Below are 14591 nucleotides of genomic sequence, written 5' to 3'. Positions count from 1 at the left end.
TGGGTCAGCGCAAGGTGGAGTCACGATCACGGGATGGAGAGGCCAACACCTACTCTGCCAGCCAGTCCCAGACCAGCCACTGTCAATACTCACAGCGCAAGGTTGCACAGCCGCCGTCAGGTAGCAATTTAGAGGGCGAAGAAGGTTTTGAGCTCGGTGCTCAACGATGCCAAGCGTTCCTTGAGCGCGGGTTTGAGGGAGGCACTCGCCGAGGTGGCCGACAGTCGTACTCCGGCGCTGGCCGCCGCACGCGCATCGGCATCGGCTGCGGCCTGCAGCTCCGAGGGTTCGGCGACGACCTCGAGATAGCACTTGAGCTTCGGTTCTGTGCCCGAGGGACGCACGATCACCCGCGAGTTCGACTCCGAGAGCAGCAGGATCCCATCTGTCGGCGGCAGACCGTCATACCCGGCGGAGAGGTCGTGGACCTCGGCGACACGGGAGCCAGCCAGTGTGGCCGGCGGATTCTCGCGCAGCTTCGCCATCGCCGTGGCGATGAGGGAGATGTCGTCGAGTCGGAAACTCAAGGGAGCGGTGGCGAAGTAGCCGTCGCGTCCCCGGATCCGATCGAGCTCGGCTTCGATGCTGCTGCCCTCGGACTTCAGACGCGACGCCAACGCTGCGAACGTCACGGCCGCCGAAATGCCGTCCTTGTCACGGACTGCTCCGGGATCGACACAGTAGCCGAGTGCCTCTTCGTACCCGAAGACGAGGCCGGCCACGCGGGAGATCCACTTGAATCCGGTGAGCGTGTTCACTGCCGTGAACCCGTGGCTGGCGGCCACTGCCGCAAGGCCGCGGGAAGACACGATCGAATTCGCGAACACCGGAGCATCCGCTCCTGCAGCATGATGCGTTCCTGTTGCCAGCCGGTTCGCGGCATCCTCGCCCAGCAGCAGCCCCACCTCATCGCCGGTGAGCTGACGATATCCGACCGCCGCCGAAGCATCGGGGATCGCGGCGGAGAACCGGTCTGCGTCGGGATCATTGGCGATGATGAGTTCGGCCTCGACCTCCCTGGCCAACGCAAAGGACTCATCGAGTGCCCCGGCCTCTTCCGGGTTCGGGAACGACACGGTCGGGAAGTCCGGATCCGGTTCCTGCTGAGAGGCCACCGGGTGGAGGTCCGTGAACCCAGTGCGGGTCAGCGCCGCCTCGGCGACTCCTGCCCCCACACCGTGCAGGGAGGTCAGGACGATCGACAGGTCCGACTCCGCACGCACGCCCAAGGCATCGATGCGGGTCAGGTAGGTCTCGACGATCGATTCGTCGAGGTGGTCCCACCCGGATTCGGCACGTGGCACCGACGCGACCGATTCCACGGCCGCGATCTTCTCGGCGATGAGGGCATCGGCAGGGCTGACGATCTGAGCTCCGGCACCCGCCTCAGCTGCGGCCGGGTCGGATTCGATTGCCCGCAGGGGACGTTCGCCCAAATAGACCTTGTAGCCGTTGTCGACTGGTGGGTTATGACTGGCCGTGACCATCACTCCGGCGTCTGCCTCGAGATGCGACAGTGCGAAGGCCAGCAGTGGGGTCGGCAGCTGCTCGGGCAGCTGGACCGCGACGCCACCAGCAGCGGTGACGACTGCCGCCGTGTCCGTGGCGAACTCCGCAGACTTGTACCGGGCGTCACAACCGATGACGACGCGAAAACCCTCACCGACGGTATCGGCGAGGAACGCTGAGAGTCCGGCCGCGGCACGGATGACTACGGCCCGGTTCATTCGGTTCGGCCCTGCCGCGATCTCCCCGCGCAGACCCGCGGTGCCGAAGACGAGGGGACCGGCGAACCGATCCTCGAGGTCGGCCACGGCAGCGGCGTCTCCGTTCTCGGCCTCGCCGAGGATGTGCTCCAACGAGGTGGCTGTCTGCAGGTCGGGGTCATCGGCGATCCAGGCACGGACCACCTCGGCGTCGAATCCATTCGTGAACTGGTCGGCTACGCGGGTCATGGTGTCCCTCCTCAGAGCTTCGCGACGATATCGGCGAGCAGGCGGGAGATGCGCGGAGCGGCTGCGACTCCGGCTTCGATGACCTCGGCGTGGGAGAGTGGGGTCTCCTGGATACCGGCGGCCAGGTTCGTCACCAGCGAGATGCCCATGAGTTCGAGCCCGGCCTGACGTGCGGCGATGGCCTCGAGCGTCGTCGACATGCCGACAAGATCGGCGCCGAGGATGCCGGCCATGCGCACCTCGGCGGGGGTCTCGTAGTGAGGTCCGCGGAACTGCGCGTAGACGCCTTCGTCGAGCGTCGGGTCGATCGTTTTCGCGATCGCGCGCATCCGCGGGGAGTACAGGTCGGTGAGATCGACGAAGTTCGCGCCTTCAATCGGGGAGGTCCCGGTGAGGTTGATGTGATCGGAGATGAGCACGGGGGTGCCGGCCGCCCAGTTCCGGTTGAGTCCGCCGCAGCCGTTGGTGAGCACGAGCGAAGAGCAGCCGGCAGCGGCCGCGGTGCGCACACCGTGGGCGACGGCGCGCACGCCCTTGCCCTCGTAGTAGTGGGTGCGCGATCCGAGCACGAGCGCATGCTTGCCGCTGGCTTCGATCCGCACCGTGCGCAGGGTCGCCCCGTGGCCAACGACTGCGGGAGCGTGGAATCCGGGAACCTCCGCCGCGGAGATCTCGGCGACGGTCTCGCCGAGGAGGTCCGCCGCCCCGCCCCATCCGGAGCCGAGGACGAGCGCGATGTCGTGTGTGTCGATGCCCGCGTTCGCGTTGATGGTCGTGGCCGCGGCGTGCGCGGCGGCGGTAGGATCGCTTAAGTCAGTCATGACGCCAAGATTATCAAGTTCCCCACCGCCCAAGGAGCGAGCACATGCCGATTCGAGAGCTGAACGACGGTGACGATCTGCGCCTGAACGAGGTGTTTGCCGACGCGACCACCCCGGCCGGTCACATGGCCCGGTCCCTGTTCCGTCCCTCCTCGGATTCGCCGTTGATCCGCTCCGTCATCGCCGAGGTGGTTCCTGACGTTCCCGTCGGCGCCGCCGCGATCGCCGAATCCCCACTTCACCCCTACCGGGCGTGGGTCCACGTCGAGGTGGCCGCCGAGGAGCAGGGGCACGGTCAAGGGCGTGAACTCTTCGAAGCTGTGTGCGCTGAAACGCGGGGAACTGCGCTCGAAGGCCTTGACCTGCGGGCCCGTGTGCAGGCCGGAAGTGCGGGCGAAGGCTTTGCCCAGGCGCTCGGCTTCACTCCGCTGACGACGACCCGCGTGATCAAGGTCCCCGCCGGTGCCCTGCCTCCAGCCGGGGGCGGCCGTGCCGAGGATCTCGAGATCGTGGCCACAGGATCGGTGAAGCTGACGAAAGCATTCATGGCGTGGTACACCGCCGTGAACCGTGACGATGCCGTGGGTCCGCTGACCATCGGACAGGTGAACAACGCCTTCCTCTCCGAGGCGGCCGGGGCCCACGGCGCCGCACTGCTGAATGGTGCGGCGGGGACCGCTGAGGCTGGAGGGCTGAGCGCCTTCGCCGTGTCCTATGCCAGGGAGGCCGATGAGACTGCCGGGACCGTGCCGTCGGCCGGCGAGCCGGGTGCCGGTGTCGGAACCGCCGCAGGTGACGGGTCAGGTCAGGCCGTGATCGATGAGGCCTCGGAAGAGGCTCCGACCGAACTCATCCTCGGGTCGATGTTCGAGACCCGTGAGGATACCGAGGCAACCGGTGAGGACTTCGCCGCGGCGGTCGCCGATGCCGAACTGCTCCTGGCACGGCTGTCCGTCGACGCCGATGTCGTCATCGAGGTCACAAGCGGAATGCCTGTGATCTCAGCACTGGCCGACCGTCTGCTCGAGACGGGCACGGCCACTGAGCTCTACCGTTATGAGACGCTGTCGGGGCCTGCCGCCGATATGAGCTGATTCAGGCTTGACCTTCGTCGGCGGTGAAGAGGCGGACAGGGCGAACCTGAACCTCGGTGACGAACCAGCCCGTCCCCGGCAGACCATCGAGCGGGGCCTGTCGCAGCACTCCGAGTCCGGTGAGATCCTGCTTGGTGTGGACACCGAGCACGAGCAGCGGCCCGAGATTCTGTGCCTTGGCCACTGGTGAACCGTAGCCGGGAGTGAACCGCGTCGGGACGGTGAGCACATGGAATCGTCCGTCGAGCAGATCCCAATCGCCGGACTCTGACTCCCGGTGGGCATCATCGTGGACGGCGATGCCTCCGAGGCGGCCCATTAGAGCGGCGAAATCGCTCTTGCCGCTCTGCGGTGAACCGCGAACCGTGAGCACTGAGCCATCTCGTAAGGGGTTCCAGGTGACGAGATCGCCGAAGGCATCGACGCCGACAGGGACGACGTCTGGCGTGGTGATGGCGCGAAGCGGAGCGTCGTCTGCCCTTGAGTCCACGGCAATCGCCGGTCGTTCGAGGCCGGTCCAGCGCGGCGCGAATCCCTCCCGGGCCTCCGATTCGCGGGAGGCCCCGCCGAGGATGTCCGGTTCTTCCCCAGGTTCGGGCGATCCCCTCTGGGCTGCGGCCCTGGGCACGAACTGCACATCGGCACCGTCCCCGCCGGCGACCTGCACACGGGGGCCGCGAATGACGGCGCGGAAGTCCGGCCACGAGCCGGCGAATCGCTGCCGGCTGAGTCCCACGCTCGTCCCGTCTTCGCCGGCCTCGGGCGGGAAGATGATCTGTGTGGCGAACCGAGAGTTCCTGCTCGTCATATTCCGACACCCGGCGAGCAGGAACACGAGATCAGATCCGGCACCGTGTCCCAGCAGGCGTTCGGCACGTTCGGCCCAATAATGGTCGAGTGAGTCGACGAATTCGGCCCAGTTGCTGCAGACGAGGAGGCTGTGCGGTTCTCGGGGCGCCCCCGAACCTGTCTGTGTGCCGGAGCCGGCACAGTCCTGCGAGGTCGTGACTGTGCCCATTCCCGCAATGAGGTGGTCGAGGATCGCCTGAGTCTGCCACCCTGTGGTCATTCCGCAGCTGATCTCGGCCCAGTCGAGGGCCGCGGCGATCCTGCCTACTGCGATGATCCGCCGGGTCGGGGCCGCCGCACGAGTCATATTCACGAGCACGGATTCCACGGTTTCGGGGCTGCCGCCTGTGAGGATCGTGGAACCGTCGACATCCGGGTCGAACGTCCACCTCTGCTGTCGCTGTTCGGTGGGAACATCGATGATCCCCGTGACTGCTGTGCCGAGCCCTGCGCCTGCCTCCACCGTTCCATCGGGGTCCATGGCCGGCACTCCAGCTGCCCAGATCGCCATTTCCTCCGGAGTAGGCAGGGGCGGCAGTACGACCTGTCGCCTCTGCCCCTCAGACGAAGAACTCTCACCCATCTCGTCGGCCTCGGCCGCTGCATCGATTCCGGCCCCAGCGTTGTCCCGCGTCGCGGCGACGATGTTGTCGACGCTGACACCGTGAACACCGCTGGCCAGGGACGGAACCGGACCGCGGACCCAGGGCCGGACACGGGGCCGGAGGGCCACCTCGGTGCTGGCATCGGAGCCGGCATCAGTCCCGAACGGCACCGCCACGCGGAATTGGGTGACGCTGATCCCGGAGTCCAAGCAGGCGGCACCGGGCTTGTCCGCGGGCAGAAGAGCACCCGAGTCTGTGCCGATGACGTCGAAGGAATCCGTCTCATCGCGCACCCGCAGGCAGACACGGATGTTGATGTTCGCCTTCATCTGGCCGGTCACGACTCCCATGGGTCTCTGCGTGGCGAGAATGAGGTGCACGCCGAGGGACCTGCCCAGAGCGGTGAGGTGTTCGAGCAGGTCAGCGGCGCGCGGATGGCTGGCCATCAGTGCATGGAACTCGTCGATGACGACGACGAGACGTGGGGGAGGATCGGTGAGATCGGTGACGTCGGCGCACCCGTGGTCGGCCAGCAGCCGCTCACGACGGGTGATTTCGGCACGCACCGAGACGAGAGCGCGGAACGCGAGACCGGAATCGAAATCGTCGAGCACGCTGTCGGTGTGCGGCAGATCCTGCAGCGGGGCGAACGTGGCCCCGCCCTTGAAATCGATGAGGACGAACTGGAGGCGCCGAGGCGGCTGCGCCAAGGCCATCGCCAGCAGCCACGTCTGGAGAAGCAGGGACTTTCCGCTGCCGGTGGTGCCTGCGACGAGCGCGTGGGGTCCGTCGGCGAACAGATCGATTCCGATATCGCCGTCGGCTCCGCGGCCGATCATCACCGGCCCCGAGGCGGGACGACGCCATCGTTCTCTGATGGCTTCAGGCGTATCGTCGCAGAGCTCACCGAGCCCGTGGTCGGGCCAGGCTCGAGGCCCGGTCCCGGCAGTGAATCTGCGGTGGACGGTGACGAATCGAGCGGCCGGCATCAGGGCAACGGTGAGCGCCCGCCCAGGCACCGGGCCTCCGGGCGCGGTCGATGTGGTGGTGCGTGCCTGCGCGAGGGTGCCCACCGTCATCGAGACCATAGAACCCGAATGCGGGGCGGCGAGTGTGAGCACGGCGGGACGGGCCGCCTCGTCGAACGTGATCGCAATCGGATCATCGACTCTGTCGTCTGGACCGGAATCTGACCGGGGCGAGTGTGAGCAGCGGTCATCGAAGAACTCGGTGCCGACCAGTTCCGGCAGCAGTGCGAGTTCGGGACTCGGCCGCCATCGGAAACGCTGGTCGGCCAGCCAGGCGAAGGCCATGGTGCGTAAGGCGGCGGGTGACCCGCTGACGGTGACCGTCGTCGTTCGCGGATCGATGCGGATCGGCATATCGGCGAAGACGACCCGACCATCGATGTGATCGGTTCCGTCCTGCAGCTGGTTGTCGATGGTGAGGTCGCTGAAGATCGTCCCGAACCCCAGGCACAGACCGGGGGAGGAGAAGACCATGCGTCGGTGCATGGCTTCGAGGCGGCCCAACCGTGTGCGCGCCTCGGCCAGAGCATCGTCACGGTCGAGTCGGCATTGTGCACTGTCGCGGGTGAAGCGCTTCTTCTCCACCAGGTAGGCGACCCATCCGGAGAGTGGGGCGGAGATGCTGAAGAGCAGGAACCACCACATTCCGGTGGCCACGGCCAGGACCACGCCGATGCCGACGGGGATGAGGAACGTCCACCACTGTGGAGGCCTGGCCGGCCGGGGATCGTCGATAGTCTTGGGCGCGATATGGACGTCATCGTTGCGCTGCAGCGTCGGGGACCGGATCGGCGGAAGCGAACCGGCGGCCGAGGACGACACACCATCGGCCGAGCTGTCTGCTGTGCCCGGCGCAAGCACGGTCGCACCGAGGCGGAGTGCAGGCTGAGCGCCTGTGGCATCGAGGCGCAGCGGCTGAGGTGTGCGGGAGATGCAGGGGTCGATGACGGTCAGGCAATCGGTGTGAGGCAGCCGGGACAGACAGGCACGTCGTGGGTCGAGTGTCAGAGCGAAGCCGGAATCCGGCCCCGCCAGGACGGCCACGTCTGACAGTTCGGAGTCGGTCGAGATGCCGGTGGTTCGCAGAGAATCGGCACCGACGACGGTGATGGGATTGAGCCGCTGCCAGTGACCCCAGCTGATCGATTCGAGACTGTGGTCCTCGAACCGGTTGCCGACAGCGAGGTCCCTGTGCGTCAGCTCCGGTCCCAAGGCGGACCGGAAGACGTCGAGTGCCGCTTGGCCTGATTCGGCTTCGACGCTGGTGCTCGTGACGGTTCCGTTCGCCTCGATGCGGTGGATGAGTCCCAGTGTTCTCATGAGCACAGATTCACGGCGGTCGCGCGGTTCGGTCAAGAGGCGAAGAAGGGCCTGTGGAAACGGTTCGACCATCCACAGCCGAAGAAAGTTTGAGTGGGGTGGGGTCCACAAGAATCGGTGTCGGAGTCGACCGCGGCCGTCAGTCGATGCGGAGGGCACCCCTCGCGTGGGCCGTGGCCTGGAGGTCGATGAGTCCGGGCAGAAACGGTGAGAGCAGCGCCGGTGAGTAGCGGGCTTCGATGCGGATGCGCACCGAATGCGTCCCGTCGGCATCGGCGCTCAAACGCAGATTGTGCATGTTCTTCGGAGTCTGGACTGCGCCGAGGTACCGTCCAGCAGCCCGTTTGGCCGCCGGAGGTGAGAACACGAGACCGGGTTCCTCACCGGGAGCCGGTTCGAACGAGTCCGAGGCCGCCAGCGCGGCAGAGTCAGCAAGCCCCTGCAGCTCACGACGTGCCATGTGCAGATCGGTCAGGGCCGCGATGAGGAATGCCAGCAGCAAGGCGATGACGACGAAGCCGATGGCCAGAGGGGTGATCGATCCGGAGTCCGAGTCATGGCACAACAGCGATTCCTGCCGCTGCTGCGAATCGTGCTTCCCTGTGGTCGGCATATCAGTGACGGCCTGTGGCGACGACGTCGGTGTGGTTCGCGCGCAAAGTGATGTGCGGTGAACGGTCGGGACCGAAGAGGAGTGGGAACCCGGGCAGCGACACTTTCGTCTCGATACGCGCGGTGACGAGGGACCCTGCTTGTCCACAGGGCCCGGTGCAGGAGTAGGTGATGGAGGTCGGCGCATCACGCAGTCCGAAGTCCGCGAAATGCATCTTCGCAACGGCCTGGGCGCGAGCCTCTGACGGATTCGCATCGCGAGCGGCGATGCGGGAGGCTGACATGGCCGCCGAGGTGGTCGCATAGCTGGCCGCCTGCAGCTGGGAGAGGGTGAGCATGAGGTAGATGACCGGAATGAGCAGGACGATGGAGGCGAAGATGAACTCGATGACCGCCGTTCCCTCATCTGCCCCTGCCAGATGCGCCGTCCCCTCGTCTGCCCGTGCCAGCGGTTCGGCAGTCTCCCGACCGTCGAGCGTGTGATCGGGGGCGATACCCCGACCGGACTCGGATTCAGTCACGGTCGATGTCCTCGACGATGGACCGACCGCGCAGGTCCCAGACTTCGGCCGGTCCCCACAGTCCGAGGACCGGGAGCGGAGTCGTCACTCGCACCTCGACGATCTCGACGGCACCGCGCTGCAATGTCGTGACGGTGACTTGCCGGGCATAGCGCTCGCCCACGGATACTCGGATGAGGTCGCGTGTGAGTTCCTGCCCGTCGCGTGGCGTCTGATCGGCCAGACTCGCCTGCCTCGCTCCCGCGATGGCGGAGTCGATGACCGTGTTTCTGACGTGGATGACGAGACCGATCTGCAGCGCCCCAGCCAAGATGAGGGCCAGCAGCGAGGCAATGAGGGCGAATTCGGCGACGGCCGAGCCCGAATCTCTGCGCTCGCCCGCGACCGGCACCGAGGCGGCCATCATTCGGCTGTCCCGTTCCGTCTCGCTGCCTCAGGTCGCCCCCTGGTCACCCGGCCCCGCGGACCTTGTTCATCGCGTCTTGGAACATCGAGGTGAAGGCTTCGCCGGCCAATGCCCACAGCGCGACCACCAGGCCCGCGGTCATCAGAGTGATGAGGACCCACCCGGGCACGTCCCCGCGATCGGGACGGTCGACATCGGGGGTGAGATCCGGGTCGATGCCGTGGTCGGCCGCCTCGGTGATGGTGGTCCCTCCAGGGGGAGGGGAACCGGGGATCAGCCCGAGCATGAGCGGGACGAGGCGATAGGTGAGCTGGTGGAACATCGTGTCTCCTTCATCGGCGAGGTCGAGTGTTCGATCCGCGTGATTGGTGGTCCGGGGCTCGTCGTTACGGGCTGAGGTCGAGGACGGTCAGGGATGGGAAGACGGCGAAGATCACGGTGACGGGCAGCACGAACACGACTACCGGAACGAGCATCCCGATCTCTTTGCGACCCGACAGCTCGAGCAGCCTCCTTCGGGACTGTTCGCGCACGTCAGCGGCTTGGGAGCGCAGCACTTCAGCCAACGGGGTGCCGCGGGTCATCGACACGGCGAGGCCGTCGACGAACTGGACGATCTCGGGGATGGCGATACGGGTGGCCATCGCGTCGAGGGCTTCGACCAGCGGAGTCCCGGTGCGGGTGGCGGCCAGAGCCGCGCGGAGTTCGTCGACGAGGTCGCCGGAGCAGGTGCGGCACACCCGTTCGAGCGCCTCCACAATGCCCTCACCGGCGGTGATGGACAGTGCCAGGAGTTCGGCGACGGTGGGAAATTCGGCGAGCACACGGGATTCGTGGCGGGCGATGGCTTGGCTGAGTCGCCAATCGTTGAAGACGTGCCCGGCCACGCCGCCGCTGATGACGAGGATGAGGGTGACGATGGGGGAGAACCCGCGCTGCGCCGACAGCGCCCCGGCCAGACCCCCGGCGACGATCATGCCGACGAGGATGCTCAGCACCTGGTTGATGCGGAAGCGTTCGATCGTGGCATTCCCGCCGAGGCGGTCGATGCGCAGCCGCAGGGTCGCATCCGTGGTGATGCGCGAGGTCACCCACAGCGTCGAGCTGACCAACCATGACTTCACCAGACCCCAGAATCCCTCCGTACGCGGAGTCGGAGGAGCATAGATATCGACCAAGGATTCCTGGTCTCGCAGATAGGGGGCGATCCGCGACGACAGCGTCGGCCTGCGCAGCGGCGGGAGGGCGAGGACGAAGACACATAATGCGAAACCGTTGAAGAGTCCGAGGGCCAGGATGGGCAGAGGTTCGCCGAGGAGGCTCATGCCGCCCGCCCGTCCGCGTGGTTTCCGCCTTCGAATCGGCTTCCCCGACCCTCCAGCCCGTCCGCGAGGTCGCTTGTGAATCCGCCGCCCGCGCCCTTATCGGCAAAACCTCGGTGGGCGGCGCTGAGCGAGGATCCCTCGATGACCCGGGGTTCGGACGGGAGCCGCCCGATGCGCTTCATCGCCTGATACGCCAGCAGAGAGACGACGAATCCCGCGGCCAGGAGGATCAGACCGGTGCGCGAGTTGTACGCCACCGCTGTTTCGGGTCGGGTCGACAGGAAGGCGAGGACCACCCACGGTGCGGCGACGGCCAATCGGGCGCCGTTGACCGTCCACTGCTGCCGGGCGGAGAGCTCATTGCGGGTGCGGGCATCGTCGCGGACGAACTGTGCCAAGGCCCGCAGCATGGTGCCCAGATCGCTGCCGCCGACCTGCCGGGTGACGCTGAGCGCGACGACGATGCGATCGGCCACCGGGTCGGCGCTGACCTGCCGGAACCGCTCCAACGCCAAGGCGAAGGAGCCGCTGGCCCGGTATTCCTCGGCGAAGACTTCGAACAGCGGTCGCAGCGGTTCGGGTCCGCGATGAGCCAGGGAACTCAGCGCTTCGGGCAGGGAGAGGCCCGCACGGACTCCGGAATTGAGGTGGTCGAGAGTTTCGGGCCACAGCTCCCTGCGCATCACCTGTCGGCTGCGCGCCCGATGCTGCAGGGTCCGGTGAGGCAGCCAGGAGGCGAAGAGGCCGAAACACAGTGCGATCGCCCACGAGCCGGTGAGCACCGTCGATACGACCGCAACGACACAGAACGCCGCAAGCGAGATGAGCAGGAGGTGGGCCGGCCGCAGCCGCGGAAATCCTGCTCCGGTGAGCATGTCATCGAGTTCGCGCATCCATCGCGACTGCGTCCGTCTGCCCCGCGGCCGCTGCCACAGCGACATCCATATGAGGAACAGCCCCGCGCCGAGGCAGGCACCGATGAGCAGAGCGGACTGCGAATAGCTCACGCCGCCTCCAGAATGGAGTGGAGATCGCGTCCGATGGCCGCAAACCGCTCGGCGAGGTGGCCGAACCCCTGCCCGCGGATGAGCTGTCCGCGTGGCGAATGGAAGATCGTGTCGAGTTCGACGACGTCGCCTTCGACTCCGCCGGGCACCGCGCAGATCTCATCGACCCTTCGCACTCCCGAGGGGTCTCGCCGCAGGTGAACGACGATGTCGAGGCTGACGGCGACGGTGGGAACGACGAACGCTGAGGAGATGTTCGCCCCGGCCAGCAGGGGCAGAGTGCAGATCTTCGTGATCGCCGCCCGGGCCGAGTTCGCATGGATGGTGCCCATCCCGGGCAGCCCAGAATTCAGCGCGACCAGGAGGTCGAGACTTTCAGCCTCTCTGACCTCGCCGACGATGATGCGCGTCGGACGCATCCGCAGAGCCTCTTTGACCAGTGCGCGGAGAGTGACCTCGCCGGTGCCTTCGAGCGACGGCTGCCGACACTGCATGGGCACCCAGTCGCGACTGGGCAGATTGAGTTCGAAGACCTCTTCACAGGAGATCGTGCGTTCGCGGGCCGGAATCGACCCGGCCAAGGCGTTGAGCATCGTGGTCTTGCCCGCCTGGGTCGCTCCGGAGACGAGGATGTTCGCCCCGCCCGCTACGGCGGCGTCAAGGAATTCAGCGGCACCGGGTGTCAGCGATCCGTGAGCGACGAGGTTGGCGAGATTGCGAGGCCGGGCGATGAACTTGCGGATATTCACAGCCGGATGATTGCGGGTGATATCGGGCAGCACCACATGCAGCCGGGAACCGTCGGGCAGAATGGCGTCGACGAATGGCTGAGACAGATCGACGCGACGCCCCGAGGTCCGCAGCATCCGCTCGATGAGGTCATCGAGTTCATTCGAACTCAGCTTCGTCGTCGTCAGTTGGTGGACTCCGTCGACAGCGATGAAGACCTCGCTGGGCGAATTCACCCAGATCTCTTCGACATGGTCATCATCGAAATAGTCCTGGAGCGCACCGAAACCCGAAAGCTGATGATCGATATGCCGAAAAGTCGCCTCTTTGTCCTCGAGGAGCGGAAGATCGGCGACCAGGCTGCGCTCATCGTATTCGGCGATGACGGTGCGAATGAGCTCGCGAGAGCGCTGAGTATCGGCGCGCGGGTCCACATCGAGATCTCTGATCCGTTTGTGAACCTCGCTGGTGATGACTTCGGTGGCTTCCACTCTGAACCCTTGCCCGATCATTCAATTGACAGCGTGATTTGCTGTTTAACCTATCTGTAGTCGAATGAAGAATCTAGTGATTTCCCAAATCTGTGGATAACCTCGAGGCGTTTACGCAAATGCTCACCGTGTAGTTTCATGAATGTCATTGTGGTGCGCTCTTGTCTTGCGTGAGGGGTGGTTTCGGTCTATATTCTCCTCACCAGACTTCACCTGAAGCACTGTGAGCCGCGCCGCCGGTGGGATGAATCAAGTCTCCCGCCGGCGGCGCTTTTCTGCCGCTGGCGTGAAAGTCTGCGCCCCCCCCTCCTCGGAGGCGCGCTGCGATAGGGCGAAGCCGATTGAGCCGGCTCTGACGAGCTTCGATTGTGGTACCGAGAATCTCAAATTCTACATCGTGTAGAAAACGGTCTGCGTGTCGTAGTAGCGTCGAAAATGCAAGCAGAACAGCGACCTGAAAAGGCCGTTCCAGCACCGCGGCGACCATGCCGCAAAAGGAGCAGAAGTGATCTCCCAGCCCGCTCTCGCCATCGTGAGGGACACCCTTCCCGTCATCGGATCCGCCATCGGTGACATCACTCCGATCTTCTACGACCGGATGTTCACTGCCCGCCCCGATCTGCTGCGCGACTTGTTCAACCGCGGCAATCAGGCTCAGGGCGAGCAGCAGAAGGCGCTGGCCGGTGCGATCGCCGCCTATGCGAGCCTGCTCGTATCCGAAGATGCACCGAACATCGACGCGATGATGAGCCGGATCGCGAACAAACACGCCTCCCTGGGCATCACCGAAGACCAGTACCCGATCGTCTATGAACACCTCTTCGCCGCCATCGGCGAGGTCCTCGGCGACGCGGCCACCCCCGAGATCGTCGACGCCTGGACCGAGGTCTACTGGGACATGGCACACACGCTCATCCGCGCCGAGCATGAACTCTACGCCCGCCACGATGTCGACCCCGGTGAGGTCTGGTCCGAGCTGACCGTCATCCGCCGTCGGCAGGAATCACCGCACACGATCAGCCTCGTCCTCGCCCGCCCCGACGGCGGCATGCTGCCGCAGGCCCGACCCGGACAGTACATCTCGATCCAGGTGGAGCTGCCCGATGGGGCGCACCAGATCCGGCAGTACAGCCTCACCCGGGCGACCTCGCGTGTGTCCTGGACCGTGACGATCAAGGCCGAACCCGGACGCACCGAGGCGGGTGTCCCCGCAGGGGAGGTGTCGAACTTCATCCACGGCAACGTCTTCGAAAGCGACACCATCCGCTGCTCCCTGCCGTACGGCGACCTCGTCGTCGAAGAGGCCGAGACCCCGCTGCTGCTCGTCTCCGCCGGCATCGGCTGCACCCCGATCCTCGGGGCGCTCAACGACCTCGTGTCCAAGGAGTCCCAGCGGCCGGTCACCGTCCTCCACGCCGACCAGTCCATGGCCACCCACGCCCACCGGCAGGAGATGGCGCAGCTGGTCAACCAGCTGCCCGGCGCCAGAATGCACCACTGGTACGAGCAGCTCGGAGCACGGAGTGCGACGGCGACCGTCCACGAAGGATTCATCGACCTCACCGAGGTGGACGTGGTCGTCGACGCGCAGGTCTACCTGTGCGGCCCGCCCCCGTTCATGAAGGCCGTGCGCCGCGGCCTCGACGAACTCGACGTGCCCGAGGGCAACATCCACTTCGAGGTCTTCGGCCCCGACACCTGGGCCACGGTCCCCGCGCTGCAGCCGGCCTGAGGCCGGACCGCGTCTGCGAGCGGCGGGACCGCACCGGCGGGCTCATCCTCGCTCAAGGCGGGGGATCGTACAGATGCGCGCCGAGGTGGGGCCGCC

Annotated in this window: 12 protein-coding genes; 2 read left to right on the top strand and 10 right to left on the bottom strand. The window is 66.1% G+C overall.

What is annotated here, in order from left to right:
- Positions 1–128: 128 nt before the first annotated feature.
- Both EB835_RS19230 and EB835_RS19225 read right to left on the bottom strand, forming a co-directional pair.
- Positions 129–1955 carry a phospho-sugar mutase gene (locus tag EB835_RS19230; RefSeq protein ID WP_135811050.1) on the bottom strand — a complete coding sequence of 609 codons (1827 nt, stop codon included), beginning with the start codon at positions 1953–1955 and terminating at the stop codon, positions 129–131.
- Positions 1956–1966: 11 nt separating this feature from the next.
- Positions 1967–2776: a purine-nucleoside phosphorylase gene (locus tag EB835_RS19225; RefSeq protein WP_135811049.1), complete on the bottom strand. Its 810-nt coding sequence runs from the start codon at positions 2774–2776 to the stop codon at positions 1967–1969.
- A gap of 44 nt (positions 2777–2820) precedes the next feature.
- Between EB835_RS19225 and EB835_RS19220 the strand changes: the two genes are divergently transcribed.
- Positions 2821–3870, top strand: coding sequence for a GNAT family N-acetyltransferase (locus tag EB835_RS19220; protein WP_135811048.1), 1050 nt, complete (start codon positions 2821–2823; stop codon positions 3868–3870).
- Position 3871: 1 nt separating this feature from the next.
- Here the strand turns inward: EB835_RS19220 and EB835_RS19215 are convergent, their stop codons facing one another.
- From EB835_RS19215 to EB835_RS19180, 8 genes are all read right to left on the bottom strand, one after another.
- Positions 3872–7672 (bottom strand): FtsK/SpoIIIE domain-containing protein, encoded by a 3801-nt coding sequence (locus EB835_RS19215; protein WP_168216792.1) that lies wholly within the window; start codon positions 7670–7672, stop codon positions 3872–3874.
- 139 nt (positions 7673–7811) lie between these two features.
- Complete coding sequence (locus EB835_RS19210) at positions 7812–8285, bottom strand: pilus assembly protein TadG-related protein (protein WP_135811046.1); 474 nt, start codon at positions 8283–8285, stop codon at positions 7812–7814.
- Between the two features lies 1 nt (position 8286).
- Positions 8287–8805, bottom strand: a complete 519-nt coding sequence (locus EB835_RS19205) for a hypothetical protein (RefSeq protein ID WP_240688867.1) — start codon at positions 8803–8805, stop codon at positions 8287–8289.
- Positions 8798–9211 (bottom strand): TadE/TadG family type IV pilus assembly protein, encoded by a 414-nt coding sequence (locus tag EB835_RS19200; RefSeq protein ID WP_135811045.1) that lies wholly within the window; start codon positions 9209–9211, stop codon positions 8798–8800. The genes EB835_RS19205 and EB835_RS19200 overlap by 8 nt, the downstream gene beginning before the upstream one ends.
- A 43-nt stretch (positions 9212–9254) precedes the next feature.
- The gene (locus EB835_RS19195; protein ID WP_240688868.1) at positions 9255–9533 is read right to left on the bottom strand and encodes a hypothetical protein; all 279 of its coding nucleotides are present in this window, start codon (positions 9531–9533) and stop codon (positions 9255–9257) included.
- Between the two features lie 64 nt (positions 9534–9597).
- Positions 9598–10536, bottom strand: a complete 939-nt coding sequence (locus EB835_RS19190) for a type II secretion system F family protein (protein WP_135811044.1) — start codon at positions 10534–10536, stop codon at positions 9598–9600.
- The gene (locus EB835_RS19185) at positions 10533–11543 is read right to left on the bottom strand and encodes a type II secretion system F family protein (protein WP_135811043.1); all 1011 of its coding nucleotides are present in this window, start codon (positions 11541–11543) and stop codon (positions 10533–10535) included. The genes EB835_RS19190 and EB835_RS19185 overlap by 4 nt, the downstream gene beginning before the upstream one ends.
- Positions 11540–12763: a CpaF family protein gene (locus EB835_RS19180; protein ID WP_135811042.1), complete on the bottom strand. Its 1224-nt coding sequence runs from the start codon at positions 12761–12763 to the stop codon at positions 11540–11542. The genes EB835_RS19185 and EB835_RS19180 overlap by 4 nt, the downstream gene beginning before the upstream one ends.
- A 505-nt stretch (positions 12764–13268) precedes the next feature.
- Between EB835_RS19180 and EB835_RS19175 the strand changes: the two genes are divergently transcribed.
- Complete coding sequence (locus EB835_RS19175; protein ID WP_135811041.1) at positions 13269–14495, top strand: globin domain-containing protein; 1227 nt, start codon at positions 13269–13271, stop codon at positions 14493–14495.
- The last annotated feature ends 96 nt before the right edge of the window (positions 14496–14591 follow it).

This window comes from Brevibacterium sp. S22 (genome assembly GCF_004745485.1).
Lineage (GTDB): Bacteria > Actinomycetota > Actinomycetes > Actinomycetales > Brevibacteriaceae > Brevibacterium.
This window is presented reverse-complemented; position numbering and strand designations above follow the sequence as displayed.

Bases quoted from the DNA above. Each gene is read 5' to 3' on its own strand.
- EB835_RS19230 (WP_135811050.1), bottom strand. From the start codon at position 1,955: ATGACCCGCGTAGCCGACCAGTTCACGAATGGATTCGACGCCGAGGTG.
- EB835_RS19225 (WP_135811049.1), bottom strand. From the start codon at position 2,776: ATGACTGACTTAAGCGATCCTACCGCCGCCGCGCACGCCGCGGCCACG.
- EB835_RS19220 (WP_135811048.1), top strand. From the start codon at position 2,821: ATGCCGATTCGAGAGCTGAACGACGGTGACGATCTGCGCCTGAACGAG.
- EB835_RS19215 (WP_168216792.1), bottom strand. From the start codon at position 7,672: ATGAGAACACTGGGACTCATCCACCGCATCGAGGCGAACGGAACCGTC.
- EB835_RS19210 (WP_135811046.1), bottom strand. From the start codon at position 8,285: ATGCCGACCACAGGGAAGCACGATTCGCAGCAGCGGCAGGAATCGCTG.
- EB835_RS19200 (WP_135811045.1), bottom strand. From the start codon at position 9,211: ATGATGGCCGCCTCGGTGCCGGTCGCGGGCGAGCGCAGAGATTCGGGC.
- EB835_RS19195 (WP_240688868.1), bottom strand. From the start codon at position 9,533: ATGTTCCACCAGCTCACCTATCGCCTCGTCCCGCTCATGCTCGGGCTG.
- EB835_RS19190 (WP_135811044.1), bottom strand. From the start codon at position 10,536: ATGAGCCTCCTCGGCGAACCTCTGCCCATCCTGGCCCTCGGACTCTTC.